This window comes from Leisingera sp. UBA4491 (assembly GCF_002388965.1).
Classification (GTDB): Bacteria; Pseudomonadota; Alphaproteobacteria; order Rhodobacterales; family Rhodobacteraceae; genus Leisingera; species Leisingera aquaemixtae.
On record NZ_DGNN01000022.1, the window covers coordinates 39,865 to 66,742 of the forward strand.

Annotated in this window: 24 protein-coding genes and 1 pseudogene; 10 read left to right on the top strand and 15 right to left on the bottom strand. The window is 65.1% G+C overall.

Annotated features, from left to right (window positions below):
• Nucleotides 1-342: 342 nt before the first annotated feature.
• The 8 genes and pseudogenes from B2P87_RS12040 to B2P87_RS12075 form a co-directional block, all read right to left on the bottom strand.
• On the bottom strand, nucleotides 343-1,467 hold the full coding sequence (locus B2P87_RS12040; protein ID WP_141889065.1) for a mandelate racemase/muconate lactonizing enzyme family protein: 1,125 nt from the start codon (nucleotides 1,465-1,467) through the stop codon (nucleotides 343-345).
• The gene (locus B2P87_RS12045; protein ID WP_141889066.1) at nucleotides 1,464-2,558 is read right to left on the bottom strand and encodes an alcohol dehydrogenase family protein; all 1,095 of its coding nucleotides are present in this window, start codon (nucleotides 2,556-2,558) and stop codon (nucleotides 1,464-1,466) included. The genes B2P87_RS12040 and B2P87_RS12045 overlap by 4 nt, the downstream gene beginning before the upstream one ends.
• Before the next feature lie 96 nt (nucleotides 2,559-2,654).
• Entirely contained in the window at nucleotides 2,655-2,894 is a 240-nt protein-coding gene (locus tag B2P87_RS12050) for a hypothetical protein (protein WP_141889067.1), read from the bottom strand.
• 3 nt (nucleotides 2,895-2,897) lie between these two features.
• Nucleotides 2,898-3,203: pseudogene (locus B2P87_RS12055) on the bottom strand (aldehyde dehydrogenase family protein); the annotation flags it as partial.
• Between the two features lie 259 nt (nucleotides 3,204-3,462).
• Entirely contained in the window at nucleotides 3,463-4,815 is a 1,353-nt protein-coding gene (locus B2P87_RS12060) for an NAD(P)/FAD-dependent oxidoreductase (RefSeq protein WP_141892173.1), read from the bottom strand.
• Nucleotides 4,816-4,841: 26 nt separating this feature from the next.
• Complete coding sequence (locus B2P87_RS12065) at nucleotides 4,842-6,281, bottom strand: aldehyde dehydrogenase family protein (protein WP_286852589.1); 1,440 nt, start codon at nucleotides 6,279-6,281, stop codon at nucleotides 4,842-4,844.
• Complete coding sequence (locus tag B2P87_RS12070; protein WP_058284782.1) at nucleotides 6,278-7,432, bottom strand: aromatic ring-hydroxylating oxygenase subunit alpha; 1,155 nt, start codon at nucleotides 7,430-7,432, stop codon at nucleotides 6,278-6,280. Before B2P87_RS12070 ends, B2P87_RS12065 begins: the two co-directional genes overlap by 4 nt.
• 95 nt (nucleotides 7,433-7,527) lie before the next feature.
• On the bottom strand, nucleotides 7,528-8,442 hold the full coding sequence (locus tag B2P87_RS12075) for a LysR substrate-binding domain-containing protein (protein WP_141889069.1): 915 nt from the start codon (nucleotides 8,440-8,442) through the stop codon (nucleotides 7,528-7,530).
• 65 nt (nucleotides 8,443-8,507) lie between these two features.
• Between B2P87_RS12075 and B2P87_RS12080 the strand changes: the two genes are divergently transcribed.
• On the top strand, nucleotides 8,508-8,645 hold the full coding sequence (locus B2P87_RS12080) for a hypothetical protein (protein WP_167510210.1): 138 nt from the start codon (nucleotides 8,508-8,510) through the stop codon (nucleotides 8,643-8,645).
• 33 nt (nucleotides 8,646-8,678) lie between these two features.
• Here the strand turns inward: B2P87_RS12080 and B2P87_RS12085 are convergent, their stop codons facing one another.
• Both B2P87_RS12085 and B2P87_RS12090 read right to left on the bottom strand, forming a co-directional pair.
• Nucleotides 8,679-10,100: a homospermidine synthase gene (locus tag B2P87_RS12085; RefSeq protein WP_141889070.1), complete on the bottom strand. Its 1,422-nt coding sequence runs from the start codon at nucleotides 10,098-10,100 to the stop codon at nucleotides 8,679-8,681.
• A gap of 147 nt (nucleotides 10,101-10,247) precedes the next feature.
• Nucleotides 10,248-10,583: a hypothetical protein gene (locus tag B2P87_RS12090; RefSeq protein WP_141889071.1), complete on the bottom strand. Its 336-nt coding sequence runs from the start codon at nucleotides 10,581-10,583 to the stop codon at nucleotides 10,248-10,250.
• A gap of 111 nt (nucleotides 10,584-10,694) precedes the next feature.
• On the opposite strand from B2P87_RS12090, the gene B2P87_RS12095 reads away from it, so the two are divergent.
• Nucleotides 10,695-11,432 (top strand): hypothetical protein, encoded by a 738-nt coding sequence (locus B2P87_RS12095; RefSeq protein ID WP_141889072.1) that lies wholly within the window; start codon nucleotides 10,695-10,697, stop codon nucleotides 11,430-11,432.
• Here the strand turns inward: B2P87_RS12095 and B2P87_RS12100 are convergent.
• Complete coding sequence (locus tag B2P87_RS12100) at nucleotides 11,370-12,038, bottom strand: hypothetical protein (protein ID WP_141889073.1); 669 nt, start codon at nucleotides 12,036-12,038, stop codon at nucleotides 11,370-11,372. The two genes, B2P87_RS12095 and B2P87_RS12100, sit on opposite strands and share 63 nt — an antisense overlap.
• 522 nt (nucleotides 12,039-12,560) lie before the next feature.
• On the opposite strand from B2P87_RS12100, the gene repA reads away from it, so the two are divergent.
• The 8 genes from repA to hutU all read left to right on the top strand — a co-directional run bounded on the left by repA (nucleotide 12,561) and on the right by hutU (nucleotide 23,016).
• Nucleotides 12,561-13,736, top strand: coding sequence for a plasmid partitioning protein RepA (repA, locus tag B2P87_RS12105; protein WP_058284788.1), 1,176 nt, complete (start codon nucleotides 12,561-12,563; stop codon nucleotides 13,734-13,736).
• A complete protein-coding gene (repB, locus tag B2P87_RS12110; RefSeq protein ID WP_141889074.1) occupies nucleotides 13,736-14,710 on the top strand; it encodes a plasmid partitioning protein RepB in 975 nt (324 codons plus the stop codon). The genes repA and repB overlap by 1 nt, the downstream gene beginning before the upstream one ends.
• 180 nt (nucleotides 14,711-14,890) lie before the next feature.
• Nucleotides 14,891-16,030 (top strand): plasmid replication protein RepC, encoded by a 1,140-nt coding sequence (gene repC, locus B2P87_RS12115; RefSeq protein WP_141889075.1) that lies wholly within the window; start codon nucleotides 14,891-14,893, stop codon nucleotides 16,028-16,030.
• A gap of 360 nt (nucleotides 16,031-16,390) precedes the next feature.
• Nucleotides 16,391-17,704, top strand: coding sequence for an MFS transporter (locus B2P87_RS12120; protein ID WP_141889076.1), 1,314 nt, complete (start codon nucleotides 16,391-16,393; stop codon nucleotides 17,702-17,704).
• Between the two features lie 116 nt (nucleotides 17,705-17,820).
• Nucleotides 17,821-19,029, top strand: a complete 1,209-nt coding sequence (gene hutI / locus B2P87_RS12125) for an imidazolonepropionase (RefSeq protein WP_141889077.1) — start codon at nucleotides 17,821-17,823, stop codon at nucleotides 19,027-19,029.
• 5 nt (nucleotides 19,030-19,034) lie between these two features.
• The gene (gene hutH / locus B2P87_RS12130; protein ID WP_141889175.1) at nucleotides 19,035-20,558 is read left to right on the top strand and encodes a histidine ammonia-lyase; all 1,524 of its coding nucleotides are present in this window, start codon (nucleotides 19,035-19,037) and stop codon (nucleotides 20,556-20,558) included.
• On the top strand, nucleotides 20,555-21,337 hold the full coding sequence (gene hutG, locus B2P87_RS12135) for an N-formylglutamate deformylase (RefSeq protein ID WP_141889078.1): 783 nt from the start codon (nucleotides 20,555-20,557) through the stop codon (nucleotides 21,335-21,337). Before hutH ends, hutG begins: the two co-directional genes overlap by 4 nt.
• Nucleotides 21,334-23,016 carry a urocanate hydratase gene (gene hutU, locus B2P87_RS12140; protein WP_141889079.1) on the top strand — a complete coding sequence of 561 codons (1,683 nt, stop codon included), beginning with the start codon at nucleotides 21,334-21,336 and terminating at the stop codon, nucleotides 23,014-23,016. Before hutG ends, hutU begins: the two co-directional genes overlap by 4 nt.
• Nucleotides 23,017-23,104: 88 nt before the next feature.
• Here the strand turns inward: hutU and B2P87_RS12145 are convergent, their stop codons facing one another.
• Genes B2P87_RS12145 through ugpA form a run of 4 tightly spaced genes read right to left on the bottom strand, consistent with a single transcriptional unit; the run spans nucleotide 23,105 to nucleotide 26,847 of the window.
• On the bottom strand, nucleotides 23,105-24,046 hold the full coding sequence (locus B2P87_RS12145; protein ID WP_141889080.1) for a glycerophosphodiester phosphodiesterase family protein: 942 nt from the start codon (nucleotides 24,044-24,046) through the stop codon (nucleotides 23,105-23,107).
• A complete protein-coding gene (locus B2P87_RS12150) occupies nucleotides 24,046-25,101 on the bottom strand; it encodes a sn-glycerol-3-phosphate import ATP-binding protein UgpC (protein WP_141889081.1) in 1,056 nt (351 codons plus the stop codon). Before B2P87_RS12150 ends, B2P87_RS12145 begins: the two co-directional genes overlap by 1 nt.
• Nucleotides 25,102-25,114: 13 nt before the next feature.
• Nucleotides 25,115-25,966, bottom strand: coding sequence for a sn-glycerol-3-phosphate ABC transporter permease UgpE (ugpE, locus tag B2P87_RS12155; RefSeq protein WP_141889082.1), 852 nt, complete (start codon nucleotides 25,964-25,966; stop codon nucleotides 25,115-25,117).
• On the bottom strand, nucleotides 25,966-26,847 hold the full coding sequence (gene ugpA / locus B2P87_RS12160) for a sn-glycerol-3-phosphate ABC transporter permease UgpA (RefSeq protein WP_058284797.1): 882 nt from the start codon (nucleotides 26,845-26,847) through the stop codon (nucleotides 25,966-25,968). The genes ugpE and ugpA overlap by 1 nt, the downstream gene beginning before the upstream one ends.
• Nucleotides 26,848-26,878 lie beyond the last annotated feature (31 nt).

Consider the following 26,878-nt stretch of genomic DNA (forward strand, 5'->3'; position numbering starts at 1 on the left):
CCTCCAAGGCCGAATCCCGAGGCGGTTCTTACCCCGTTCCGGCAGCGGCGGCAAAGAAAAGGCACAAAATGCCGTTTTCCGCACACCTGCACAGCCTGTCCTGATTTCCGCGCACTCGAATCAAATTCGGCACCGAATGGCAAGTCTGTCCCCCGGCCTGTTCCCCAATTTCCTGTGCATACCGCGCTTTTATCAGCCTGTTGGCGCTCACGGGCTTCGGGAAACCGTCAAAGCGGGCAGGCGGAAACGGCAACACTGTCCCCGCAGGCATCGTCCGGACGGTCCTGCGGGCCTGCCAGTCTCAACAGGCTGTAGAAACTGATTCTACCAAATACTGCGTAGTCAGGCGTCCCAAACCGCCTGCGGTTGCCCCATCAGGTCCCGGTTGACGGTGATCCCCAGCCCCGGCGCATCCGGCACCAGCACGCCGCCGTCCTGAACAGGCGCATCGAAGCCCGCCGTTTTCAGCGTTACCATATCGCGGCAGTCCAGAATACAGCGAAGCGCCCGCTCCGGCACCGTGGCGCCCAGATGGGCGATGGCAGAAAACGCCACCACAGACCCCACGGTGTCCTGCACGCTGACCGTGGCACCCGCAGCCAGGCACATGTCCCGGTGCCGCCGCCCATGGGTCAGCCCCCCGGCCTTGGAGATCTTGAGGCCGATCCCGTCCGCCGCATCCTCCGCCAGCATAAGGGCAACGTCCTCATCCTGCTGCACCAGCTCATCCAGGATGATCGGCACGGCGCAGCGCTTGCGCAGCGACAGGGTCTCGCGCCAGGTTTTGCAGGGGGCTTCCAGAACGAAATCCAGCCCCTCGGGCAGCATCCGCAGCATGCGCAGCGCGGTTTCCGGCGTCAGCCCGCCGTTGGCATCGACCAGAAAGAACTCCCCCGGCTGCCGGTCGGCCAGCGACGCGCGGATGCGCTCGGCATCCAGCGCCGGTCCGCCCTCGCTGTCCAGCGCGCCGATCTTAACGGAATGGCCCAGGTACCCCATCTCGCGGTGCTGCGCGACGCGGGCGCGCATGTCCTCGGGGGAACCTGCATAGATCGAGGAGATCACCGGCAGGCGCTTGCCTGTCGAGCCGCCCAGCAGTTCGCAGACCGGCATATTCACCGACTTGCCGAACAGGTCCCAGCACGCAAGGTCAATCGCGGATTTGGCGTGGTTGTGGCCCAGCAGCGCCTCGTCCATTGCCTCATTGATACGGTCCATCTGCCGCGGGTCGCGGTCCAGAAGATAGGGCGCAATCTCGGCGATACCGGCCCGCGTGCCCAAAGCGTGCGCCGCGATATAGGTGGAGCCGAACGGCGTGCTTTCGCCCCAGCCCTCCAGCCCGGTGTCGGTGGTGATCCGCACAAAGGACGCATCAAAGCTGCGGTACTCCCGCCCGCCAGACAGCCTGTAGACGCCGCCGGAATACGGCAGGTCCAGCTGATACAGCTCGATCTTCCTGATCTTCACGCTTTGACCTCCGGGATCATCAGCACCAGTTTGCCGGTATGCGTTTTGCTCAGGAAGTCCTCCTGTGCGGCGGCAATCTCGCTGAGGGGGTAGGTCCTGGCGACCAGCGGGTGGATTTCGCCGGCCTCAATGTAGGAAATAAGGTTGGCGAACACCTCATCCTCCTGAAAGGTGCAGCCCATCAGGGTCAGATCCTTGAGGTAGAGCGTGCGCACGTCGATCTCGCTGATCGGCCCGGCAATGGCGCCGGCGGTCGCGTAACACCCGCCGCGGCGCAAAACGTCCATAAACGCGGGCCATTGCGGTCCGGCGACCAGATCGACAACCACGTCGATGGAGCCTTCGCCCAGCTCGCTGCGCAAATCGGCGTTGCGGTCCACCACCCGGTCGGCTCCCAGCGCCAGCACATCCTCCGCCTTGGCGGCAGAGGACAGCGCGATCACGGTAGCGCCCCGGCGTTTCGCCAGCTGCACGGCCGCAGAGCCGACCCCGCCGGAGGCGCCGGAGATCAGCACGGTTTCCGCGCCCAGGCCCACCCGGTGCAGCATGTTCTCCGCCGTCGAATAGGCGCAGGGGATCGAGGCCAGCTCGGCATCCGACCAATCGCAGTTCACCGCATGGGTTTCGCGCGCAGGCGCCACCGCAAACTGCGCAAAGCCGCCGTCGCATTCACTGCCGAAGGTCCAGCATTCATAGGGGCGGTAATCAACGTAGGTCCGCAGCATGTTACGCACCAGCACCCGCTCACCGATGCGGGAGGCGTCAACCCCCTCCCCCACCGCTGCGATGCGGCCGCAGGCGTCGGCGCCCTGGATACGCGGAAACTCCAGCGGCGCGCCGGACCAGCTGGCGTCAACGTCGTTGACGCTGTCGAACCCCGTGGCGCCGCCCGCATTTGTGCCGGCCTCCACCGCCTTGGAGTACCAGCCGATGCGGGTGTTGATATCGGTGTTGTTGATGCCAGCCGCCGCCACCCGGATCAGCACCTCGCCGGGTCCGGGCTGCGGCACCGGCACGTCGGTGCGGTACTGCAGCTTCTCAATGCCGCCGTGGCCGGTCAGCAGGACCGCCGCCATTTTGCTGGGGATCATGCCTTCACCTCCCTTGACCTGAGATTCTTTGGCCGGCCCTCCCCTGCCGGCCAAACAGACCGCTGCCCCCGCAGGCACAGCGGCCTGAAACCTGTCTTACAGCTCCAGCGGATGCGCCCGGTCCCGCGCCGCCAGGCGGCGGTTCAGCGCCTTCGCCTCCGGCATCCCGGCCTCCAGCGCAAAGACAAAGGCGTGCGTCAGGTAAAAGCAGGCGGCGTCGATATTGCCCGCATCCTCCGCCTGATCCCCGGCCAGCGTATACAGCCGGACCAGCGCGGCGCTGTTCTTGTCCGCATGCGCCTGCAGCAGCGCGTGGTCGAGCTCTGCGCGCTCCATCCCTCAGCCCTTCAGCGAGATCGCGATGTTCTTGGTGCGCACATAGTTATAGAGCGCCTCCAAGCCCTTTTCGCGGCCAAAGCCTGATTTGCCGACCCCGCCGAACGGGGTGGAGATGCCGCCCGCGAACCATTCGTTCACAAACACCTGCCCGGCCCGCAAGCGATGCGCCACCCGGTGCGCCCGCGCCAGATCGCGGGTGAAGACGCCGGCCACCAGCCCGAACTCGGTGCCGTTCGCCATGGCGATTGCCTCGGCTTCGGTGTCAAACGGCGTGAAGCAGGTGACGGGGCCGAAAATCTCCTCCTGCGNNCGCAAACACACCATGTCATTCGCTGAAATCGCAAATGCACTGGTGGACAGCTGTCTGAGCGGACATTCGTAATAAGCAATGGTTGCGATGCTCTGTGCGGTCAACAATTCATGCAGCTCTCCGCACCGCCGCTCCTGAAGCCAGTGTTCGACAGACTTAACAATTTGAGGCGAAACAAGAACTGAGCGCCGGTTTTACTTGGCTCGTTGCCTCAAGGGTTGGGGAGCATTGTCAATTGAGGGAAACTGAAACCTCCTAATGCAGATCCATGACACCGTAGCAGGTGTACGCTAGGGGCAGGCAATGGCGGCGCAACCTTGGGATGGGGAAGGCTGCAGGTTTGTCCTGCATAAGCTGAGGCATGGGGGAGCTGCAGGGCCTACCGGCCGCAAGCCCTGCCAGCAACCGCCCGGTATAGGTTGCCAGGGCCACTCCTCCGCCGTGATAGCCGAACCCGGTCCAGGCGCGCTGCCAGTCTCCGATCTGACCGGCATAAGGCGTCAGGCCGCGGGTCAGGCAGACCAGACCGCTCCAGTGATGCGCGGTTTCCGCATGTGCCAGAGCCGGGAACATCGTCTCAAAGTTGCGGCGGATCTGGCGCTGCATCCGCTGCGTGGAGCCGGGGGTGATGTTGCTGGTGCCGCGCATCCCGAACAGCACCCGGTTGTCCGGCAGCAGGCGGAAGTAGTGCAGCAAGTTGCGGGTGTCATAGGCGATGCGGCGGGTGGTCCAGCCCTGGGCCTGTTTCTCTACCTCCGTCAGCGGCCGAGTCACCATGATATGCGAGACCACCGGCAAATAGCGCCCGCGCAGCCAGTCCGGCAGGTTGTCGCTGCTGTAGCCATTGCTGGCGATGATCAGCCGGTCCGCTGTGATGCGGCCCGACGGTGTTTCAATGATATAGGTGCCGCCGGGCTGCTCCTGCACCGACAGCGCCGGGGTATGGCCGTGGATCACGGCGCCGGCCTGCTGTGCCAGGCGGGCCAGGCCGGCCGCGTATTTGCCCGGGTTCAGGCCAAAGCCTAGGGGCAGCAGAAACCCGCCGTGGAACCTGCCGCTATTCAGGCCCGCCTGGCGCATTTCCTCAGCTGAAAGCACCTGGCAGTTCACCCCGGCATAGCGGCCGAGACCTGCCGCCATCTCCGGCAGGGCGCGGGCCGCGCGGGCATTGTGGGCAAGGCAGTATTCGCCGTCTTCCTGCACATCGGCCGCGATGCCGCCGGTGGAAGTCAGATCGCGAACCAGTGCGATGGCCTCTTTCTGGGCGCTGTAGAAGGCTCGCAGATCCTCCTCGCCGAAACGGCCGATGATGGCGCTGTCGCCCAGCTTGGCGCCGCCGAAACCGCAAAAGCCGGCATTGCGCCCCGAGGCGCCCCAGCCGGGCTGGGCGGCGTCGATCACCAGCGGCGCCTCGCCATGGTCACGGGCCAGATGCAGCGCGGCACTGAGGCCGGTGTAGCCCGCGCCGATGATGGCCACGCCCGTGCGCCGGTCGCCGTCCAGCGCCGGATAGGCAGGGGCAGCGGGCAGCGTGGCGTTCCAGTAGCTGCCCACGGGGGCCTTGGTGTCATAGGCGTGGGCGTTGTAGATGCGGCGGAGGGTTTTCATGGCGCTGGTCCGTTCCGGCAGCCCCGTCAGGGTGCTGCAATCACCTTGGTTTCGAGGAATTCGAGAATGCCTTCGCGGCCGCCCTCGCGCCCGATCCCCGACATCTTGACCCCACCGAAGGGGGAGCCCGCAGCAAGGAAGGCGCCATTCACATTGACCATGCCGGATTGCAACGCACGGGCAACCCGCGCCGCACGGGCGCTGTCGCCGGTCTGCACGTAGGCTGACAGGCCGTAGGGTGTGTCATTGGCGATCGCGATGGCCTCCTCTTCGCTGTCGAAGGGGATCATCACCAGCACCGGGCCGAAAATCTCCTCCTGCGCCACGCGGGCTGCCGGGTCCACATCCGCCAGGATGGTCGGCGCCATGAAGTACCCCTCCCGCTCCAGCCGGGCACCGCCCGAAGCTGCGCGCGCACCGCTTTGGCGGGCGGTGGCGGTCAGGGTTTCGATCCCGTCCAGCTGCCGCGCCGAGATCACCGGGGTGAGGCCCGGGTTTTCCAAGCCATGCCCGACGCTCAGGCCGTTTGCCAGCGCGGCGGCGCGCTCCACCGCCTCGCCGTAGATCGACCGGTGCACCAGCACCCGCGACATGGCAGAGCAGACCTGACCCGCGTTATAGAAGATGCCGCTTTGCAGGGAGGACATCAGCGTGTCCAGATTGGCATCCTCAAACGCCACCGCAGCGGACTTGCCGCCCAGCTCCATCAGCGCGGGCGTCACCGGGTTGGCGGCGGCGCGCAGGATCGCTTGCCCAGTCGGGACCGAGCCGGTGAAGACGATCTGATCCACCGCCGGGCTTTCCACCAGCCGCGCGCCCAGCTCCGCACCGATGCCGTTCAGGATCGACACCGCCCCCGCCGGAACCCCGGCGCGCTCCAGCGCCACGCCCAGCATGGCCAGCGCCATCGGGTCCAGTTCCGGCGACTTGATGATCACCGAATTGCCCGCCGCCATCGCAGGCGCCAGCGACCGCGCCGCAATCGACACCGGGAAGTTCCACGGCACGATCTGGGCAGAAACACCGTAAGGCTCATAAACCGTGTAGTCGGCGTAATCGGGGCCAAGCGGGATCGACTTGCCCTCGATCTTGTCGGCCATGCCGCCGTAATATTCGAAATACTGCGCGGCTTCTTCGAATTCGTCATGCGCCGCGCTCAGGCTCTTGCCGCTTTCCCGGCACAAGAGCTCCGCGCCCTCATCCGCAATGCCCCGGATCTCCGCCGCGATGCGCTGCATCAGCTGACCGCGCCTGGCGGGCTTCATCGCACTCAGGTCGCCGCGCTCGAAACTCGCCCGCGCCGCCTCCAGTGCTTTGGCCAGGGTTTCCTCCCCCGCCAGCGCGCAGTCGCCCACGTGCTGGCCGTTGCCGGGATCCTCAACGGCGATGCGCGCACCGCCGTCGCCCTCCACCCAGGCACCGGCCAGGTAATTCCTGGCCAGCCCGTCTTTCAGAAAGGCACTCATGCCTCGCGGCCTTTGGTCACCTGATCCGCCACCCAGGCGTGGAAATTGTGGGTCGGCCCGTCCATCGCAGGCGAGAACCGGCCGCCGTCAAACAGCTCGCCGTGGCGGCCCTTCTGCATGCCCTCGACGACAAAGACGTCCTCCTCAAACACGGTCTTCCACAGCTTCGCATTCTCGGTGCGCAGGTCTTCCAGCTCTGGTGTGTCCTCGTTGGACTTCGCGTAATACAGCTCAATGTGCTCGACGGTGTTTTCAGTGTCGACCGGCTCCAGGATGATCGCAAAGGCATGATCGCGCTGCACACCCAGCAGGACGTTGGGATAAACCGCGGTATATTCGCCGCCCTCGTCCCATTTGCTGCTGAGACCCTCGAAATCCGGGAACACCTCGCCGTTCTCACCCTTCATCTGGCGGTAGACCAGGGTGCCCTGACCGGAATACTTGCCCGGCACCTCGATGTTGTAGTGGTCTTCCAAGCGGGAATAGCTGTTGAGGCCCGGATGCACCCACGGCAGGTGATAGCTCTCGCAGTAGTTCTCCACCGCCAGCTTCCAATTGGTCTTCACCTCCAGCTTGAAGCCGGAGTCCGCGCCGCCGTGATGCACCGGGGTCTCGAATTCCTTCCAGCGCTCCAGCAGGTCGGCGTGGGCCTCCTCGAACTCCGGCGCGGAGCCGTCGACGTTCACAAACACCACGTCGCGCCAGACATAAGAGCGGATGCGCACCAGGCCCAGCTCGTCCAGCTTGATGTCTTCATGCTTGTTGTTGCCGGGGCCGCCCACATGCGGGGTGGAGACCAGGCGGCCATCAAGGCCATAGCACCAGCTGTGATAAGCGCAGCGGATGGCACCGCGGATCTTGCCGGGTTTCTCGACCAGGATCATACCCCGGTGGCGGCAGGTGTTCTGGAACACGCCGACCTCGCCATCCTTGTCGCGCACGATCAGCAGCGGCATCCCAAGGAAATCCACCGGCTTCGCATACCCCGGTTCCGGCACATCCTTGCCAAAGCCGATGCCCGACCAGTTCTTGAACAGCACCGAACGCTTCTCTTCGGCAAAGACGGCGGGGTCGATGTAATGGGCGTTCGGCAGGCCGTTTGCGACGTTGACCGGAGCCATCACCGGGGCAAGCGAGTCATGCTTGTTCATCTGGGTCTCTCCAAGGCAGGAAAAAGATGTGCGCGTTTTGCGCCATTGAAGGGAGAGAGCGGATTCACTCAATAGCAGGAATTTTCGCGCTGGGATTAGCTCAGCTCACCTGACCCCTGATGTATCTCGTCAATGATCCAATTGCGCAGCAAACGGGCGGATTCCGACAATTCCGCGTCGGGGCGGCCCACCAAATGGAACCCGTGCGGCGCCGCCAGCACGTGCGGGCCGATCGGCACCAGCTGGCCAGTGGCCAGCAACGGGTTCAGCAGCCGCTGCCAGCCCAGCACCAGCCCCACCCCGTCCTGCGCCGCCTGCAGCGCCACCGCGTAGTTGTTCACCCGCACGCCGGGCGCAATGGGGCCGCTGTAGCCCAGCTGCTGGAACCAGTCGGCCCAGGTGGTCCAGCTCTTGTCATCGGACTCCAGATGCAAGAGCCGCTGCTGCGCCAGCTCCTCCAGCGGGCAGCCGGAGAGTTTCTCCGCCAGCTCCGCATTGCCGACCGGCACCAGATGGTCGCGGTACAGCTCGGTTTGCTCCACACGGCTATCCCGTTCACGCCCGTAACGAATATAGAAATCCACGTCCGGCATGCCGCGCAGGGGCCGGTCGTTGACGATCTGGTTGACGTTCACATCCGGATGCCTGCGCCAGAACCGCACCACCGAGGGCGACAGCCACAGCGATGCCACGGCGGAGGTAGAGCCGATGGTCACGGTATCGCCGGTCTGCCGGTCGCGGATGGTCTTGAGGCTCAGCGAGATCTTGGAAAAGGACGAGGCCAGGGTTTCAAACAGCGCCTCCCCCTCCTCCGTCAGCTCCACGCCCCGGTGCTTGCGCTGAAACAGCGGCGCCTGCAGCTCCGCTTCCAGCGCCTTCACCTGATGGCTGACCGCGCCGGGCGTCACCGACAACTCCTGCGCCGCGTTCTTGAAGCTCAGATGCCGGGCAGCGGCCTCGAACGCGGCCAGGGTGGTGAGCGGCGGCAGGTTGTAATGGCGGCGCGACATCTGCGGCTCCTGGCAAGTGGCTCGGATGAGCGGTCCTCATTTCAATATGAGGAAAACACCTTTGAATGCCAGACCGGATCTCGCTGGCGCGCGCCAGCTTGGCCGCACACCCAAAACTCCCGCACCGCACCGGCGCCATGATGGACAAGGCCTTTCTGGACCCTATCGGCCACAGCCCCGGTTTCTGCGCCATCAAGGAATAGCCGGCGGCGCGCCCCAGGCGCGCCGCCGCTGGGTCAGCTCGCCAGCACGTTCCGGAACAGCCAGGGATCGCTTTCGTCTATATCCTCCGGGAACTGCGCCCAGCGGTCCTGCAGCGGTGTCCAGCTGGTGTAATGCGCCTCCACCGGGCCCAGATACGGGCGCTGCACCTCAAGACAGCGGGCATGGTCCATCTCATCCGTCTCGACGATCCCCGCTTCGGGGTTTTCCAAAGCCCAGACCATGCCTGCCAGCACCGCCGAGGTGACCTGCAGCCCGGTCGCGTTCTGATAGGGCGCCAGGTCGCGGGCCTCCTCGTTCGACAGCCGGGAGCCGAACCAGAGTGCGTTCTTTTCATGGCCGTAGAGCAGCACGCCCAGCTCGTCGATGCCCTCGATGATCTCATCCTCCGTCAGGATGTGGTGCCGCTCCTGCTGCTGGCCGGAACCGAACAGCTCATGCAGGCTCAGCACCGCGTCGTCGCAGGGGTGATAGGCGTAGTGGCAGGTCGGGCGGTATTCCGGATCGGCGCCTGCCCCGACGGTATAATAGTCCGAAATCGAGATCGCCTCGTTATGGGTGACCAGAAAGCCGAACTGCGGCCCCGGCGTCGGGCACCAGGTATGCACCCGGGTGATCGCGCCCGGACGCTCCAGCCAGATGGCGGCCTGGCAGCCGCTGTCCTGGCGGTGGCCGTTCTCCGGGAACCAGGTTTCATGGGTGCCCCAGCCCAGCTCGGCAGGCTGGAAGCCCTCGGCGATGAAGCCCTCGACCGACCAGGTGTTGACGAAGGTGCCGCGGGCGCGCGGCACCCGGCGGGCCTGGGTATCCCGTTCGGCGATGTGAACGCCCTTGACGCCCAGCGACTGCATCAGCCGCGCCCAGCCCTCGCGGCTGGCGGGGGTCTCAACCTTGCGGCCGGTGTCGCGGGCCAGCGTCAGCAGCGCCTCCTTGACGAACCAGCTGACCATGCCGGGATTGGCGCCGCAGCAGCTGACAGCGGTGGTGCCGCCGGGGTTGCGCGCCTTTTCATTCCGGACCGCCTGGCGCAGCGCGTAATTGGTGCGGGCAGCATTGTCGGTTGTGCCGAAATAATAGCCCGCCCAGGGCTCCACCACCGTGTCGATGTACAGGACGCCCAGCTCCCGCATGAAGGTCATAAGCTCAAGCGACGAGGTGTCCACCGACAGGTTCACGCAAAAGCCCTTGCCCTCGGCAAACAGGCCGCCCAGCACCTCCCTGTAGTTATCCGGCGTCAGCGCGACCTGCAGGTGGTTGATACTGTGCTGGCGCAGGAAATTCGCCTTGGCGGCATCGGGTTCGATCACCGTCAGCTTGGCGGCATCGAATTCAAAATGGCGTTCGATCAGGGGCAGCGTGCCCTTGCCGATAGAGCCGAAGCCGATGATCACGATGGGGCCGTCGATCCGGCCGTAAATGGGATGCTCCTGAGCCATAGGCTTCTCCATGCAGATTCGTTCGCCCCGGCCAGTATGAGCCAGCGAAAGAACTTTGGTGCGCAAATATTGAGCCCGGTCAAGGGGTATGGCGGGAAACGGCCGGATCTTAGTGCAGTGCAGCCCCCCGGGAGGCCCCGGCGCGGCCTAGTTCAGCCGCCCCTTGCGCAGGTCGATAAGCCCGCGCAGCGCCCGCAGAAACACCCCGCGGTCGCGGTGGCCGACCTGGGACAGCATGGCAAGCACCTCGCGCTGGTCCTGCGCCAGCGTGTCCGGCACGGCAGAGCCGTCCGGCGAAACCATATGGGCCCGCGACACCAGCAGGGCAATCGACCTCTGGTCCAGCCCTTCGGTCAGATCGGACCAGAAGCCAAGGCTTCTCCCCGACGCCTCGCTTGCCTTTCTCAGCAGCTCAAGCTCGCGCCGGGACACGTCCCGTCCGCGTCCCCCGGCCTGATGCGCTTTTTCGTTCGTCCACTCCACAGGTAACTCGCCCGATGATAACCCCTATACACGCATTGATTGTTGATGCTTTGGCTGATAGGTGTCAACTATTGGTTTAATAATTCACATATGTAAACTTTTGAGGTGCATATGATTGCCGACCGCATTGATGCCGCCTGCAAGATCGCAGGCGTCAGACTGAAGACAGCCTGCTCAATCTCCGGGGTCAACTACGGCACTCTGCGAAGCCAGATGCGGAACAACCGCGAAATTCCGGCGTCCTCGCTGGCGCTGCTGTCGGCCGGCCTGTGCATCCCCATTCAGTTCTTCTTCGAACTGCCGGGCGGCAGCCAGGCCTCCGCAGCCCGGCTCAACCGCTGGCGCGCGGCCGAGGCCGCCAATACGGAACTTGCAGCGTGCTCCAGGGCGGGGTTCAACGTGACCACGGACCACATTCTGGACTGGTTCCACCAGGAGGCAGGGCAGCTGCGGAACTGGGAATGGTTCGAGGACCAGGTCGATCTTTACGAGCCGCTTGAGGCCACCGACCGGATCATGCACCCGATCCAGATCGGCAAGCGCAGCGCCGCCGCGGAGCGGCTGATGCTGGCCGGCAACCGGGATTTTTACCGCATCGTCGGATCCTTCGAGGAAACCATCATCGCGCGCGCGATGCAGTCGCACAGGATGCTGAGCGAAGTTCCGTATATCGTCACCGACGAGGAGCTGGACGTGATCATCAAGGGGCTGCGGGTGCGCGGCGGCTACCGCAAGGTGACAATGCGGGTGACCGGCCCCCAAGGGGAGCCGGTCACGGCCGTTTTCTCAAAGATTACCTGGCTCGACACTGCTGACAATATGCGAGAAGTGGACTGCGTTGAGGCCTAGGATCATCTGATCGTTCGCCAGGCCTTCGGGCACCGGATCCGCCCAGGAAATCGCGTTGCGGTATTTGCCGTTAAAGCCGTAATCATCGGCCAGGCGGCGGTGCTTGTAGGCAATGATCGTGTACATCCAATCGAAATCCCACCGCGTGGCGGCCAGCAGTTTCACATACTGGGCGAAATCGCCAAGCCGCCGGATGCCGCCCCGTTCGTCCGGCGCAACCTCGATCCCGCCGAAATAGATCAGCCGGCCCCGCATCTCATCGACCAGCGGCTGCGAAACGCTCTCCACCACCCCGTCGCGGCCGCTGTAGCGGGAGGCCGCAAGTCCGCGGAAGTAATTCCCGAAGTCCTTGCTGCCAAGATCCACGCTTTTGGCCGAGATACAGGTGATGCACCGGTCCTGCCGCTTCAGGAACAGCCAGAACGCCCGGCCCGACTGCAGGTCCTCATCGCTGACTTCGGACATCGGGTGAACCCGCTCCTTTCCCACATCCGCCAAAAGGGCCGGCAGCTCTTCAGGGTTTGTGCACACGTAAAGCGTCAGGCCCTCGGCGTTGAACCTGCCTTCAATGGCCTGCATATGTGTGAAGATGCTGTCACGTTCCATTTTCTTCTCCTTCAAATCATGGAATTCTGCACGCGCAGGGCGAGTGCAGATCAAGAATTCCCTTATTTTTAGTTGTGGAAAACGCCTTTCACGCGAAACCGGCTGCTGTTTTCAGCCAGACAGCGGATTTCCGGCCAGCAGCAGAACGGTCAGGCGCGGCGGCGCACCGAAATGGAGCGCCATCCGCGAAAAACAGACCCTAATCACAGCCGTTTGCCGCAGACTCAACCGGGCGCCCCTTGTCCGGTGCGACTCGGCCCGGGCAGGCGTTTCGGATTCTGCACAGTGCCGCAGGGACCGTCCGCCCTCCCCTGCCCCGGCGCGGCGGCAGGCAGTCTTTTTCTTTATTTTCAGGGCATTAAGCCGAAACTTGCCGCGCGCTCCGCAATCCGGCAGAAATCCGGAAAACACGTCTGCAACCTGTAAATGAAGGAATCTATTGCAAAACGCTGTTCGCATTGCGTATAGAAACGATAAATAAGGCGCTGACGCAAAACAGCGTTACTACCGAGAGGGCAGCAGTTGGCAGTAGCACTCCACATCAATCAGCGAATCCGCGAAAACGCGGAGAACCTCAGTGCGGCCCTCAACAGCCACATGCTGGCGAGTTTTGCACCGGATGCAAGGAAGGAACTGCGGCTGTTCAGCGCCGGGGAAGCGGCGGAGATGCTGGGCATTTCCTCCAGTTTCCTGCGCAAGCTGCATTTTGACGGAAAACTTCCCGAGGTTCACACCACACCGGGCGGGCGGCGCCATTATTCCGCCGCCGATCTGCTGGAGATGCGTAAGATCCTGGATGCCTCGGCCAAGACGCCGGGCACCTACCTGCGCGGCCGCCGCGCGGGCGACAAGGTGCAGGTGCTGTCCTTCCTGAACTTCAAGGGCGGCTCGGGCAAGACCACCTCGTCCATTCACACCGCGCAGCGGCTGGCGCTCAAGGGCTACCGGGTGCTGGCGGTGGATATCGACCCGCAGGCGTCGCTGACGACGCTTTTCGGCTACCGGCCAGAGGTCGATTTCCTTGAAACAGGGACGATTTACGACGCAATCCGCTATGATGACCCCCTGCCCCTGCGCCAGATCATCCAGCAGACCTATTTCACCGGCCTGGACCTGGCGCCGGGCGGGCTGATCCTGCAGGAATTCGAGCATGAGACGCCGCAGGCGCTGATCCACAATGTGCAGCCCGCGTTCTTTTCGCGCATGGCCGCAGCGCTGGAGGAGGTCGAGGCCGATTACGACGTGATCATCTTCGACTGCCCGCCGCAGCTCGGCTATCTTACCATGTCGGCGCTCTGCGCCTCGACCGGCGTGATCATCACCGTGGTGCCGAACATGCTCGACATCGCCTCGATGTCGCAGTTCCTGCAAATGTCCGCCGAACTGCTGGACGTGGTGTCCAACGCAGGCGCGGCGCTGGAATTCGATTTCCTGCGCTTTCTGATCAACCGGTACGAGCCGAACGACGGCCCGCAGCAACAGGTGGTTGCATTCTTGCGGCAATTGTTCGGCGAGGAGGTCATGGTGGCCCCGATGCTGAAATCCACCGCGATTTCCGACGCGGGCCTGACCCAGCAGACGGTCTATGAGGTCGAAAGATCCCAGTTTCACAGGTCAACCTATGACCGTGCGGTCGATTCACTGAATCAAGTTAACGATGAAATAGAATCGCTCCTTCAACAAGCATGGAGGCGTTGATGGCACGCAAAGGCATTCTCAGCACGGCACTCAGCAGCCCGGCAGCATCCGCTGGCGGGCCAAAACCCAAGATGATGCCGCGCGGCGCGGTCGGGGCGCTGCAATCCTCGCTCAGCAAGCTGCAGGAAAGCGCGGTGCAGGAAATCGACACCGCGCTGATCGACGACGCCGGTTACGAGGACCGCCTGGGCATGGACGGGGCCGCCTTCAACCAGCTGAAGGACAGCCTGCAGACCTACGGCCAGCAGGTGCCGGTGCTGCTGCGGCCGCACCCCGCCACGCCGGGGCGGTTCGAAATCGTTTACGGCCGCCGCCGCCTCAAGGCGCTGCGCGAGCTGGGCCTGCCGGTCAAGGCGATGGTGCGGCAGCTGGACGACCACGCGCTGGTGATGGCCCAGGGCCAGGAAAACACCTCGCGCCAGGACCTCAGCTTCATCGAAAAGGCCGCCTTTGCGGCGCAGCTGCAGGCGGATGGCTATGGACGGCAGACAATTGCCGCTGCGCTGTCCATCGACCTGCCGATGGTGTCGCGGATGCTCAAGGTCGGCACCGCCTTTGACCTGCCCTTCCTGCGCACGATCGGCTCCGCCCCCGGCATTGGCCGCGACCGCTGGATGATGCTGGTCAAACTGTTCGCCGATCCGGCAGCCCGCTCCCGGGCGATCACCAGGACAAACCGGCCAGACTTCACCACCTATGACTCCGACGGGCGGTTCGAGGCCGTTCTGAAACATGCCCGGAACGCGCCGCAGGAGGTGAAACCGGCCCCTGCCCCGCCGAAAACCCGCGCCCTGCCCGGCAGCACCGGCGCCGAGGTCGCGGGCATCAAAACCACCGCCAAGGGTATCACCCTGACGATCGCCGCCAAGGACGCGCCGGGCTTTGACGCCTGGTTCGACGCCAACGCGGAAGAGATCATGGCAGAGCTTCACGGCCGCTGGCAGCAAGACCAGCCCGAGCAGCCGGAAGACTGAGCAAGAGCAGAGAAAACAGGACAGGAGGCACGTAGCAGGCAAAAGAAAAGCCCCCCAGGACATTACATCCCAGAAGGCCGTTCTCAGATTTAGCACCTTTGGAATAGCCCTTCAGACTCGTCAGTGTCAACTCTGTGCGCCGCACAGGGGCGGGTATTTTTTGTCTTTCGTGAAAAAATCATGGAAAAGGCGTCCCAAATCGCATTTGGGCGGCAGGATCCGTGCGGCCGGCTGGCAGGTGACCACGACAAGTGGGACCTTCTGGCTGCGCTGACGCACGCCGCCGCGGAATTCGACCTCAGCCACCGCACCCTTGGGGTGCTGAAGGCCCTGCTCACCTTCTTCCCGGAGCGGGCGCTGCCTGCGGAGCCGGACAGCGCCATCGTGTTCCCCTCGAACCGCAAGCTGATTGAGCGCTTGAACGGGATGCCCGAAAGCACCCTGCGCCGCCATCTGGCCGCCCTCACCCGCATTGGCATTGTCAGCCGGAAGAACAGCCCCAACCGCAAGCGCTATGCCCGCCGCAGCGGCGAGGACACGGCGCTGGCCTTCGGGTTTGATCTGTCCCCCCTCGCCCGCCACGCTGGTCAGATCTTCGACGCCGCGCTGGCGGCCAAGGCCCGCGCCGGGCATCTGGCGGTGCTGCGCGACCGGGTGGCTGTGCTGCGCCAGAAGCTGTCGGAGCTGGCTGACGGCGCTGCGGAGCTGCTGGAGGCCGCCCGCAGGCTGCTGCGGCGCAAACCCTGCGAGACGGAGCTGGCCCGGATGGCCGAAACCCTGCGCGAAGAAATTGCCAGCCGGACAGCGGATCAGGCCCCGCAGCCCTCCCGCCTGCCGTCACGCGAAATGAGCGGCAGCACCAGCCAGAATGAGCGGCACATACAGCATTCACTAAAAAAAGATTCTGACTCTGAAGCGGCGCAGCCCGCAGCGCCCTGTTCCCCGCCTGATCGTCCAGACGCAGCGGGGGAAGAGGCTGAGAATGGCAATGGCCTGTCCACCGTCCTGCGCGCCTGCCCCGAAGTGCAAAGCTATTACCCTGGCGGGCTGCGCAGCTGGCAGGATGCCGACCGGATTGCCGAGAAGCTGTCACCGATGATGGGGATCGCGATGCCCGTTCTCAGCGATGCACGCGCCGCCATGGGCCGCCGGGACGCGGCAACAGCGGTGATGTGCATACTGGAAAAGCTGGGCACCATCCGCAGCCCCGGCGCCTATCTGCGGCGGCTGGCGCAGAAGGCGCGGGCGGGTCAGTTTTCGACCAAGCCGATGCTGGATGCGCTGCTGCAAAGGGGTGCCGGGGCGGAAATTGTCAGCTGACAATTTTCTGCCATGTGCGGGATTGCGAAGGGTCTGCAAACCCGGATGGCGCTGCTGCGGGATGATGCACGCCCTGCCCGCGGTCCTGCTGAACTCGGCTCGCATCGTCCGCCAATGAAAAATTGTCAGCTGACAATCCCGGCTGTTTCTGGCGGCGCCTGCCGCTCACACAGGCCATTCCGAACCGGTTTCGCAGCCAGCCTCTGCCCGCGCTCAGCACCTGCGCGCGCTTGGACTGCGAAAATTGTCAGCTGACAATTTTCCTCTGCCGCCGCGTTCCGGTGATCCGGGCCGTTGCTTTTACCGCCGGCCTGCGGCCACAGTGGCGGCAACGCTCCCAGCCCGAGGACCCCGCTGCCCATGCTGTCCATCCTGAAGAACCGCACCTACCGGCATTTGTTCCTGGCCCAGATCGTCGCGCTGACCGGCACCGGGCTGGCGACCGTGGCGCTTGGCCTGCTGGCCTTTGACCTGGCGGGCGAGCGTGCCGGGCTGGTGCTGGGCACCGCGCTGACGATCAAGATGGCGGCCTATGTCACCGTGGCCCCGATCGCCGCCGCCTGGGCGGAACAGGCGGACCGGCGCAAAATGCTGATCGCCCTGGATCTGGTGCGGATGCTGGTGGCGGTTTGCCTGCCGTTCGTCAGCGAGGTCTGGCAGGTCTATGTGCTGATCTTCGTGCTGCAATCGGCCTCTGCCGGGTTCACGCCCGCGTTCCAGGCCTCGATCCCCGATGTGCTGACGGATGAGAAGGAGTACACCCAGGCGCTGTCGCTGTCGCGGCTGGCGTTTGAGCTGGAGAGCCTGGCCAGCCCGATGCTGGCCGCGGCGCTGCTGCTGGCGGTCAGTTCCGGCACCCTGTTCTGGGGCACCGCGGCGGGGTTCGCCGGATCGGCCCTGCTGCTGCTGACAATCGCGCTGCCGTCGCCCGCGCCCCGGGCGCCGCGGCCGGTCTGGGAACGCACCACCCGCGGCATCCGCAACTATCTGAAGACACCGCGGCTGCGCGGGCTTCTGGCGCTGAACTGGGTGGTGTCTGCCATCGGCGCGATGGTGATCGTCAACACGGTGGTGCTGGTGCGGGCCGGCATGGCGCTGCCCGAAAGCTCCGTGGCGCTGGCGCTGGCGGCGTTCGGCGGCGGCTCGATGCTGTCGGCCATGCTGCTGCCGCGGCTGCTGCAGCGGCTGCCGGACCGGACCGTGATGCTGGCCGGGGCAGGGCTGAGCATTGCCGCCATGGCGTGCCTGGCGCTGGCCGCCTTTGCCGCGCCGCTGACCTTTGCACGGCTGGCAATCGGCTGGGCTGTGATCGGCGTGGGCTGGTCGGCGGTGCTGACGCCTTCGGGGCGGCTGCTGGCGCGCTCGGCCCATCCGGCGGACCGGCCCGCGATCTTTGCCGCGCAGTTCACCCTGTCGCACGCCTGCTGGCTGCTGTTCTACCCGCTGTCGGCCTGGCTGATGGCCGCCTGGGGCGGCGGCGCGGCAATGCTGGCGCTGGCGCTGCTGGCCGCGGCAGGGCTGATCGCCGCGCAGCGCCTGTGGCCCCGCGACAGCGCCGCCCCGGTTGCGCACAGCCATCCGGATTTGCCAGCGGACCATCCGCACCTGCAAGGCGCCGCGCCGCACGCGCATCCGATCATCATCGACGATCTGCACCCGCGCTATCCCCGCTGAAGGGGGCAGGCGGCGGCCGGGCGCGGGCGCGGCCTTTGCGATTTTATGACTAGACATAATATCCTAATTGAGTAGCTTAATGCCGAACCAGCAGCACAGCGACTCGGGGGGATTCCGTGACAGGGAACTACGTTCTGACAGACGCCCGGCTGGCCACGATGGCCAGTTCAGACACGCCTTATGGCCTGATCGAGGACGGGGCCGTCGCGGTCTCGGACGGCAGCATCGTCTGGGCCGGGCCGCGGGAAAAATTGTCAGCTGACAATTTCCCGTGGGAGCAGCGCAGCCTGGGCGGGCGGCTGGTCACGCCGGGGCTGATCGACTGCCACACCCATATCGTCTTTGGCGGCAACCGCGCGATGGAGTTTGAGATGCGCCTCAACGGGGCGTCCTATGAGGAGGTCGCGAGGGCAGGGGGCGGTATCGTCTCCACCGTCTCGGCCACCCGCACCGCATCGCTGGAGGATCTGGTGCAGGGCGCGCTGCCGCGTCTGGAGGCGCTGATCGCCGAAGGGGCTGCGGTGGTGGAGGTGAAATCCGGCTACGGGCTGGATCTGGACACCGAACTCAACATGCTGCGCGCCGCCCGCCGTCTGGGCGAGCTGCGCCCGGTCACAGTGAAAACCACCTTCCTCGGCGCCCATGCCACGCCCGGCGAGTACAAGGGCCGCGACGATGACTATATCGATCAGGTCTGCATCCCCGCCCTGCGTGCCGCCCATGCGGAGGGGCTGGTGGATGCGGTCGACGGCTTCTGCGAAAACATCGCGTTTTCCCCTGCGCAGATCGAACGCGTGTTCAAGGCGGCGCAGGAACTGGGCCTGCCGGTGAAACTGCACGCCGAACAGCTGAGCCATCAGGGCGGCACCAAACTGGCCGCGCGCTACGGCGCGTTGTCAGTCGATCACGTGGAATACGCAACCGAGGAGGACGCCAGGGCGATGGCCGCGTCCGGCTCCGTCGCGGTGATCCTGCCCGGTGCGTTCTACACCATCCGCGAGACGCAAGCGCCGCCGATTGACCACTTCCGTGAGCATGGCGTGCCGATGGCGCTGGCGACCGATTGCAATCCCGGCTCCTCGCCGCTGACCTCCTTGCTGCTGACAATGAACATGGGCTGCACCCTGTTCCGGATGACCCCGGAGGAGGCGCTGGCAGGCGTCACCCGCAACGCAGCCCGCGCGCTGGGGCTGACGGATCGCGGCCAGATCGCCGCCGGTCTGCGCGCCGATCTGGCGGTCTGGGACGTGGAAACCCCGGCAGAGCTTGCCTACCGCATCGGCTTCAACCCGCTTTACACCCGTATCTATGAGGGCACCCTATGATCGAGATGATTCAGATGGTTCCGGGCACAGTGACCCTGGCCACGCTGGAAGATATCTACCGCAACCTGACCCCGGCCAAGCTGGATGCCTCGGCCCGCGAACCGGTGGAGGCTGCTGCGAAAATGGTGGCGGATGCCGCAGCGGGGGAGGAGGCCGTCTATGGCATCAACACCGGCTTCGGCAAGCTCGCCTCGACCAAGATCGCACCGGCCGATACCGCCACCCTGCAGCGCAACCTGATCCTAAGCCATTGCTGCGGGGTAGGGGAGGCGCTGCCGGAGGACAAGACCCGGCTGATGATGACGCTGAAGCTCCTGTCGATGGGCCGCGGTGCCTCCGGCGTGCGCTGGCTGGTGATCGAGCAGATCGAGCAGATGCTGGAACGCGGCGTGGTGCCGGTGATCCCGTCGCAGGGCTCCGTCGGCGCCTCCGGCGACCTGGCGCCGCTGGCGCATATGGCGGCGGCGATGATCGGGGCAGGGGAGGCCACGTTTGAAGGGATCCGCATGTCCAGCGCGGATGCGCTGAAAAAGGCCGGGTTAGAGCCTATTGTGCTCGGCCCCAAGGAGGGCCTGGGGCTGATAAACGGCACCCAGTTCTCCACCGCCTGCGCGCTGGCCGGGCTGTTTGACGCCTGGCGCATGGCGGAGGCGTCGATGGCGATTGCCTCGCTCACCACTGACGCCATCATGGGGTCCACCGCGCCGCTGGTCGCCGATATCCATTCCTTGCGCGGCCACGCCGGGCAGATCGACGTGGCGCGGGAGATGCGCGCCATCATGGACGGATCGGAAATCCGCGAAAGCCACCGCGAGGGCGACACCCGGGTGCAGGATCCCTATTGCATCCGCTGCCAGCCGCAGGTGGTGGGCGCGGCGCTGGACGTGCTGCGGATGGCCGCCAAAACGCTGGAGATCGAGGCCAACGCCGTTACCGACAACCCGCTGGTGCTGGTGAACGAAGGCCGCATCGTCTCCGGCGGCAACTTCCATGCCGAATACGTGGGCTTTGCCGCCGATCAGATCGCGCTCGCCGTGGCCGAAATCGGTGCCATCGCGCAGCGCCGGGTGGCCTTGATGGTGGACCCGACCCTCAGCCACGACTTGCCGCCGTTCCTGACGCCGGATCCGGGCCTCAATTCCGGTTTCATGATCGCCGAGGTGACCACCGCGGCGCTGATGAGCGAGAACAAGCATTTGGCGAATCCTTGCGTCACGGATTCAACCCCGACGTCAGCAAACCAGGAGGACCACGTGTCGATGGCCGCCCACGGCGCGCTGCGGCTGGGACGGATGAACGCCAACCTGTCGGTGATCCTGGGCGTTGAAATGCTCTGCGCCGCGCAAGGGGTGGAGGCCCGCGCGCCGCTCAAGACCTCGGCCCGGTTGCAGGACGTTCTGGCGATGTTGCGCGCGGAGATCCCCGCGCTGGCGGAGGACCGCTACCTGGCGCCGGATATCGAAGCTGTCAGCGCCATGGTCCGCGCAGGCCGCGTCGCGGACGCCGCAGGCGTCAAGGTGGCGGCATGATCGAGGTCACCAATGGGTCGTCGCCGCTGGTGCTGGGGCTGCCCCACACCGGCACCGATGTGCCGCCAGAGGTCTGGGACTGCCTGAACGGGACGGGCAGGGCGCTGGCCGACACCGACTGGCATATCCATGACCTCTACGCCGGGCTGGTGGAGGACATCACAACCGTCCGCACGCCGGTCCATCGCTATGTGATCGACGTGAACCGCGATCCCGCCGGTATCAGTCTCTATCCTGGGCAAAACACCACCACCCTGGTGCCGTTGACAGACTTTGACGGGCTGCCGATCTGGCAGGACGGCAAGGAGCCGGACGAGACCGAAATCGCACGCCGCCGCGACGCCTATCACGCGCCCTATCACACCGCGCTGGCGGCGGAGCTGGAGCGGGTGAAGGCCCTCCACGGCTTTGCCATCCTCTATGACTGCCACTCGATCCGCGGCGATATTCCCTTCCTGTTCGAGGGCCGCCTGCCGGATTTCAACGTCGGCACCGACATGGGCGAAACCTGCGATCCTGCCATCGAGGCGCTGACCGTGGCCCATTGCGAGGCGGCGGAGGGTTATACCTCCACCCTCAACGGGCGCTTCAAGGGCGGCTGGACCACCCGCCACTACGGGCGGCCCGGCGAAGGCCTGCACGCGATCCAGATGGAGCTGGCGCAGGCCACCTACTGCCAGGAAAGCCCGCCCTGGACCTACCTGCCGGAGCGCGCGGAAGACCTGCGCGCCCATCTCACCAAAATTCTCACCGATCTTCAGACCTGGAGGCCCGCATGAGCGATCCCCGCAAGAACACCCGCGACATCTTCCCGCCGACCGGCACGGAGCTTAACGCCAAGTCCTGGATGACCGAGGCGCCGCTCAGGATGATGATGAACAACCTGCATCCGGATGTGGCCGAAAACCCGCATGAGCTGGTGGTTTACGGCGGCATCGGCCGCGCCGCGCGCACCTGGCAGGATTTCGACTTGATCGTAGAGACCCTGAAAAACCTTGAGGAAGATCAGACCCTTATGGTGCAGTCTGGCAAGCCCGTGGGCGTGTTCCAGACCCACAAGGACGCGCCCCGCGTGCTGATCGCCAACTCCAACCTGGTGCCGCATTGGGCCAACTGGGACCACTTCAACGAGCTCGATAAGAAGGGCCTGATGATGTACGGCCAGATGACGGCCGGCTCCTGGATCTATATCGGCACCCAAGGCATCGTGCAGGGCACCTACGAGACCTTTGCCGAAGCCGGCCGCCAGCATTATGGCGGCGACCTCAAGGGCAAATGGATCCTGACCGGCGGCCTCGGCGGCATGGGCGGCGCGCAGCCGCTGGCAGCCGTGTTTGCCGGAGCCTGCTGCCTGGCGGTGGAGTGCAACCCGGACTCCATCGACTTCCGCCTGCGCACCAAATACCTGGACGAAAAGGCCGAAACCCTGGACGAGGCGCTGGAGATGATCGAGCGCTGGACCGCGGCGGGCGAGGCGAAATCCGTGGGCCTTCTGGGCAATGCGGCAGAGATCTTCCCCGAACTGGTCGAGCGCGCCAAGGCGGGCGGCATCCGCCCCGATATCGTGACCGACCAGACCTCTGCGCATGACCCGGTGAACGGCTACCTGCCGCTGGGCTGGACCATGGGCGAATGGAAGGAACGCCGGGTCTCCGAGCCGAAGGCGGTGGAAATGGCCGCCCGCGCCAGCATGCGCGTGCAGGTGAAGGCGATGTGCGATTTCCATGCGATGGGCGTGCCGACGGTGGATTACGGCAACAACATCCGCCAGATGGCGCTGGAGGAGGGGCTGGAGAACGCCTTTGACTTCCCCGGCTTCGTGCCCGCCTACATCCGCCCGCTGTTCTGCCGCGGCATCGGCCCGTTCCGCTGGGCGGCGCTGTCCGGCGATCCGGAGGATATCCGCAAGACCGACGCCAAGATGAAGGAGCTGTTCCCGGATAACGAGGGCCTGCACCGCTGGTTGGACATGGCGCAGGAGCGCATCGCGTTCCAGGGCCTGCCCGCGCGGATCTGCTGGATCGGGCTTGGCGACCGCCACAAGGCGGGCCTTGCCTTCAACGAGATGGTCCGCACGGGCGAGCTGAAGGCGCCGGTGGTCATTGGCCGCGACCATCTGGACTCGGGTTCCGTGGCGTCCCCGAACCGCGAGACCGAGGCGATGATGGACGGCTCCGACGCGGTGTCCGACTGGCCGCTGCTGAACGCGCTCCTGAACACCGCCTCCGGTGCGACCTGGGTGTCGCTGCACCACGGCGGCGGGGTTGGCATGGGCTTCTCGCAGCATTCCGGCGTGGTGATCTGCTGCGACGGCAGCGAGGACGCCGACCGCCGTATCGGGCGGGTGCTGTGGAACGACCCGGCCACCGGCGTCATGCGCCATGCGGATGCAGGCTATGACATTGCCAAGGACTGCGCGCGCGAGCACGGGCTGAACCTGCCCGGCATCCTGGGCTGATTGAGAGAAGGCTGAAATCCGGCGCGGATTTCAGCCATGAAAAATCCAATTTTTCATGGCCGTTTCCCTTGCAGGGAAACGGCTTTGTTTAGTCTGTGCGCCAGTGCAGCCCGTGCATCAGCAAGCGCCGCTGCACCCGGCCCGGGTAATCGGTGCAGATCGCATCGACCCCTAGGGCGATCATCCGGTCGATGTCTTCCGGCTCATTCACCGTCCAGACCACCGTCACCAGCCCCAGCGCGCGGGCGCGGGCCAGCGCGTCTGCTGTGATGTCCAGAAAATAGGGGCACCAGAACTGGCCCTTGGCAGCGGCAACCCGGTCCGGCAGGTCCAAAGCGCTGCAGCCCGCCACCGGGTTCACCGCCTTGGAGGAATCCTCGCCCGGGTCATCGGCATTGTCGGGCAGCTGGGTCAGGAAGGAGGCAGGCATCTCCGGCGCGATCCGCTGGCACTCCGCCAGCAGGTCCCAGTCGAAACTGTGCAGCACCGTGCGCGGCTGCATATGGGCCTTGCGCACCTCCGACACCACTGCCTCCACCAGTTTGCGGCGCGCGGTGGTGTCGCCGATTAGGTCCGGATCGGATTTGATCTCCAGCAGCAGATGCACGTTGTGATGCTCAGGCCGCTGCAGCAGCGCCAGCAGGTCCGCCAGCCGGGGTATGCGCACGCCTGTCAGAAACGCCTGATCCGGGAACCGCCGGCCATAGGTGCTGCTGCCGTCCAGCCCGCCCGCGTCATAGGCCTGCAGTTCGGCGTAAGTCAGAGACGACACCTTCGGCTCTTCCCCCTGCAGCCAGCAGCCATCGGCGCCGCGGATCATCGAGCGGGTGAGGCGGTGGTTGTGGGTGATCACCGGGACGCCGTCGCGGGTGGCGGTCACGTCCAGCTCCAGCAGCTCCACCCCGGCGGCCAGGGTGAAGGCAAAGCCTTCCATCGTGTTTTCCGGCAAGACGCCGCGGGCGCCGCGGTGGCCGATCAGGCGGATCACGCCGGGCCGGGCGGCGAAGGCGGGGATCTGGGGGTACTGCATCAGTCCTCCAGACGTTTACCGGTGGCGGGATCGAACAGATGGGTCAGCTCCGGCGCCACCGAGAAGCGGCGGATGCTGCCGGTGCCGTCATTGGCATGGCCCGGCACGCTGGCGGTGATGCTGAGATCGGTGCCCGGCAGGCGGCCGTGGATCAGGGTGTTGGCGCCCAGCTGCTCCAGCAGCTCCACCTCGATGGCGATCGGGCCAGCGGGGTCTTGCATCAGGTGTTCGGGGCGCAGGCCCAGGGTGGCGGTGCCGGAATGGGCGGAGGCCACCGGCAGCATGCCGCCGCCGGGCAGGGCGGCCTGGCCGCCGCGGATCTCTGCCGGGAAGAAGTTCATCGCCGGGCTGCCGATGAACCCCGCCACAAACACCGAGGCCGGGCGGTCATAAAGCTCGATCGGGGTGCCGAACTGTTCGACATAGCCGCCGTTCAGCACCATCAGCCGGTCGCCCAGCGTCATCGCCTCGACCTGATCGTGGGTGACGTAGATCGACGTGACCCCCAGCCGCTGCTGCAGCTTGCGGATCTCCAGCCGCATCTGCACCCGCAGCTTGGCGTCGAGGTTGGACAGCGGCTCATCGAACAGGAACACCTGCGGATCGCGCACGATGGCGCGGCCCATGGCGACCCGCTGGCGCTGGCCGCCCGACAGCTGGCGCGGCTTGCGGTCGAGGTACTGTTTGATCTCCAGGATCTCCGCCGCCTCCTCGACGCGGCGGTTGATTTCGTCCTTCGGCAGTTTGCGGATCTTCAGGCCATAGGCCATGTTCTGGCGCACCGACATATGCGGATAAAGCGCGTAGTTCTGGAACACCATGGCGATGTCGCGCGCCGAGGGTTCCAGCTCGTTCACCCGGCGCCCGCCGATGGAGATTTCACCGGAGGTAACGCTTTCCAGCCCCGCCACCATCCGCAGCAGAGTGGACTTGCCGCAGCCGGAGGGGCCGACGATGACGATGAACTCGCCATCCCGGATGTCGCCTTCGATATGGTGCAGCACCTCGGTCGGCCCGTAGGATTTCACCAGGTCTTTGAGTTGAATATCAGCCATTATTCGGGGCGCCTTACTTATCGGTTTCCGTCAAGCCCTGCACAAAGAGCTTTTGCATTGCGATCACCACAAACACCGGCGGGATCATCGCCAGAAGGGCCGTGGTCATGATGATGTTCCACTGCGGGCTTTGCTCTGCCGCCTCCAGCATCTGCTTGATCGACATCACGATGGTGGTCATCGAGGTGTCTGTGGTGATCAAAAGCGGCCAGAGGTACTGGTTCCAGCCGAAGATGAACAGGATCACGAACAGCGCCGCGATGTTGGTGCGCGATAAGGGCAGCAGGATGTCGAAGAAGAACCTAAGCGGCCCGGCGCCGTCGATGCGGGCGCTTTCCAAGAGCTCATCCGGCACCGTCAGGAACACCTGGCGGAACATGAACGTTGCGGTGGCCGAGGCGATCAGCGGCACCGACAGGCCCCAGTAGCTGTTCAGCATCCCGAGGTTGGCGACCACCTCGAAGGTCGGCAGGATCCGCACCTCGACCGGCAGCATCAGGGTGATGAAGATCATCCAGAAGAAGGTCATGCGGAACGGGAACTTGAAATAGACGATGGCAAAGGCGGACAGCAGCGAAATCGCGATCTTGCCGGTGGAGATCATCAGCGCCATCGCCAATGAGTTCAGCAGCATCAGCCAGACCGGCGCGGTTTCGGTCCCGCTGAGGCCGGAGCCGAACAGGGTCTGCTTCATGTTCACCAGGAAATAATCGCCGGGCCACAGCGGCAGCGGCGCCTGGTTCATCCGCAGCTGGTCGTGGGTGGCGGCGACAAAGGTGATCCACACCGGCAGCGCGATCGCCAGAACGCCAAGGATCAGCACCAGATGGGTGAGGAAGGCGGTAAGGGGGCGGTTTTCGACCATCAGTAAGCCACCTTTCTTTCAACAAAGCGGAACTGAACCACGGTCATGGCGATCACCAGCACCATCAGCACCACCGACTGCGCGGCGGAGCCGCCGAGGTCGAGGCCAACAAAGCCGTCGTTGAACACCTTGTAGACCAGGATGGTGGTGGAGGTGCCGGGGCCGCCCTGGGTGACCGCGTGGATGATGCCGAAGGTCTCGAAAAACGCATAGACCATGTTGATCACCAAGAGGAAAAACGTGGTGGGCGAGATCAGCGGGAAGATGATGGTCCAGAACCGCCGCGCCGGGCCTGCGCCGTCGATGGCGGCGGCCTCGATCACGGAATTGGGGATCGACTGCATGGCGGCAAGGTAGAACAGGAAGTTATAGGCCACCTGCTTCCACGCGGCGGCCAGGATCACCAGCGCCATCGCCTGGGTGCCATTGAGGTAGTGGTTCCAGGTGATGCCCGCGAATTCCAGGAAATAGGGGAAGATGCCAAGGGTGGGGTTGAACATGAACACCCACAGCGCGCCCGCCAGCACCGGCGCCACCGCATAGGGCCAGATCAGCATGGTGCGGTAGAACATGGCGCCGCGCACCACCCGCTGGGCAAAGCCCGCGAGGATCAGCGCAACGCCCATCGACAGCGCCGCCACCAGGAGCGAGAACACCGCGGTGCGCTGGAAACTGGCCAGATAGTGGGGATCGGTGGCGAGAACCTCGAAATTCTCGAACCAGACGAATTCGGTGCCAAGGCCAAAGGCGTCTTCGATCAGGAACGACTGATACATCGCCTGGCTGGCGGGCCAGAGGAAGAACACCAGGGTGATGGCGATTTGCGGCGCCACCAGCAGGTAGGGCAGCGCCGAGGTTGGGAAATGCACCCGTTTGAGCATGAGGAACCCCGATCAGGAAAATGACCCTGCC

What these genes read in the sequence shown, in the direction of transcription:
- B2P87_RS12150 (WP_141889081.1), bottom strand. Translation starts at nt 25,101, where the DNA reads ATGGCTGATATTCAACTCAAAGACCTGGTGAAATCCTACGGGCCGACC.
- ugpA (WP_058284797.1), bottom strand. Translation starts at nt 26,847, where the DNA reads ATGCTCAAACGGGTGCATTTCCCAACCTCGGCGCTGCCCTACCTGCTG.
- hutG (WP_141889078.1), top strand. Translation starts at nt 20,555, where the DNA reads ATGATCGAGGTCACCAATGGGTCGTCGCCGCTGGTGCTGGGGCTGCCC.
- B2P87_RS12060 (WP_141892173.1), bottom strand. Translation starts at nt 4,815, where the DNA reads ATGAAAACCCTCCGCCGCATCTACAACGCCCACGCCTATGACACCAAG.
- B2P87_RS12095 (WP_141889072.1), top strand. Translation starts at nt 10,695, where the DNA reads ATGATTGCCGACCGCATTGATGCCGCCTGCAAGATCGCAGGCGTCAGA.
- B2P87_RS12100 (WP_141889073.1), bottom strand. Translation starts at nt 12,038, where the DNA reads ATGGAACGTGACAGCATCTTCACACATATGCAGGCCATTGAAGGCAGG.
- B2P87_RS12050 (WP_141889067.1), bottom strand. Translation starts at nt 2,894, where the DNA reads ATGGAGCGCGCAGAGCTCGACCACGCGCTGCTGCAGGCGCATGCGGAC.
- B2P87_RS12075 (WP_141889069.1), bottom strand. Translation starts at nt 8,442, where the DNA reads ATGTCGCGCCGCCATTACAACCTGCCGCCGCTCACCACCCTGGCCGCG.
- B2P87_RS12145 (WP_141889080.1), bottom strand. Translation starts at nt 24,046, where the DNA reads ATGCAGTACCCCCAGATCCCCGCCTTCGCCGCCCGGCCCGGCGTGATC.
- B2P87_RS12085 (WP_141889070.1), bottom strand. Translation starts at nt 10,100, where the DNA reads ATGGCTCAGGAGCATCCCATTTACGGCCGGATCGACGGCCCCATCGTG.
- B2P87_RS12120 (WP_141889076.1), top strand. Translation starts at nt 16,391, where the DNA reads ATGCTGTCCATCCTGAAGAACCGCACCTACCGGCATTTGTTCCTGGCC.
- B2P87_RS12045 (WP_141889066.1), bottom strand. Translation starts at nt 2,558, where the DNA reads ATGATCCCCAGCAAAATGGCGGCGGTCCTGCTGACCGGCCACGGCGGC.
- repC (WP_141889075.1), top strand. Translation starts at nt 14,891, where the DNA reads ATGGAAAAGGCGTCCCAAATCGCATTTGGGCGGCAGGATCCGTGCGGC.
- B2P87_RS12070 (WP_058284782.1), bottom strand. Translation starts at nt 7,432, where the DNA reads ATGAACAAGCATGACTCGCTTGCCCCGGTGATGGCTCCGGTCAACGTC.
- hutH (WP_141889175.1), top strand. Translation starts at nt 19,035, where the DNA reads ATGATTCAGATGGTTCCGGGCACAGTGACCCTGGCCACGCTGGAAGAT.
- hutU (WP_141889079.1), top strand. Translation starts at nt 21,334, where the DNA reads ATGAGCGATCCCCGCAAGAACACCCGCGACATCTTCCCGCCGACCGGC.
- ugpE (WP_141889082.1), bottom strand. Translation starts at nt 25,966, where the DNA reads ATGGTCGAAAACCGCCCCCTTACCGCCTTCCTCACCCATCTGGTGCTG.
- B2P87_RS12065 (WP_286852589.1), bottom strand. Translation starts at nt 6,281, where the DNA reads ATGAGTGCCTTTCTGAAAGACGGGCTGGCCAGGAATTACCTGGCCGGT.
- repB (WP_141889074.1), top strand. Translation starts at nt 13,736, where the DNA reads ATGGCACGCAAAGGCATTCTCAGCACGGCACTCAGCAGCCCGGCAGCA.
- B2P87_RS12080 (WP_167510210.1), top strand. Translation starts at nt 8,508, where the DNA reads ATGCCAGACCGGATCTCGCTGGCGCGCGCCAGCTTGGCCGCACACCCA.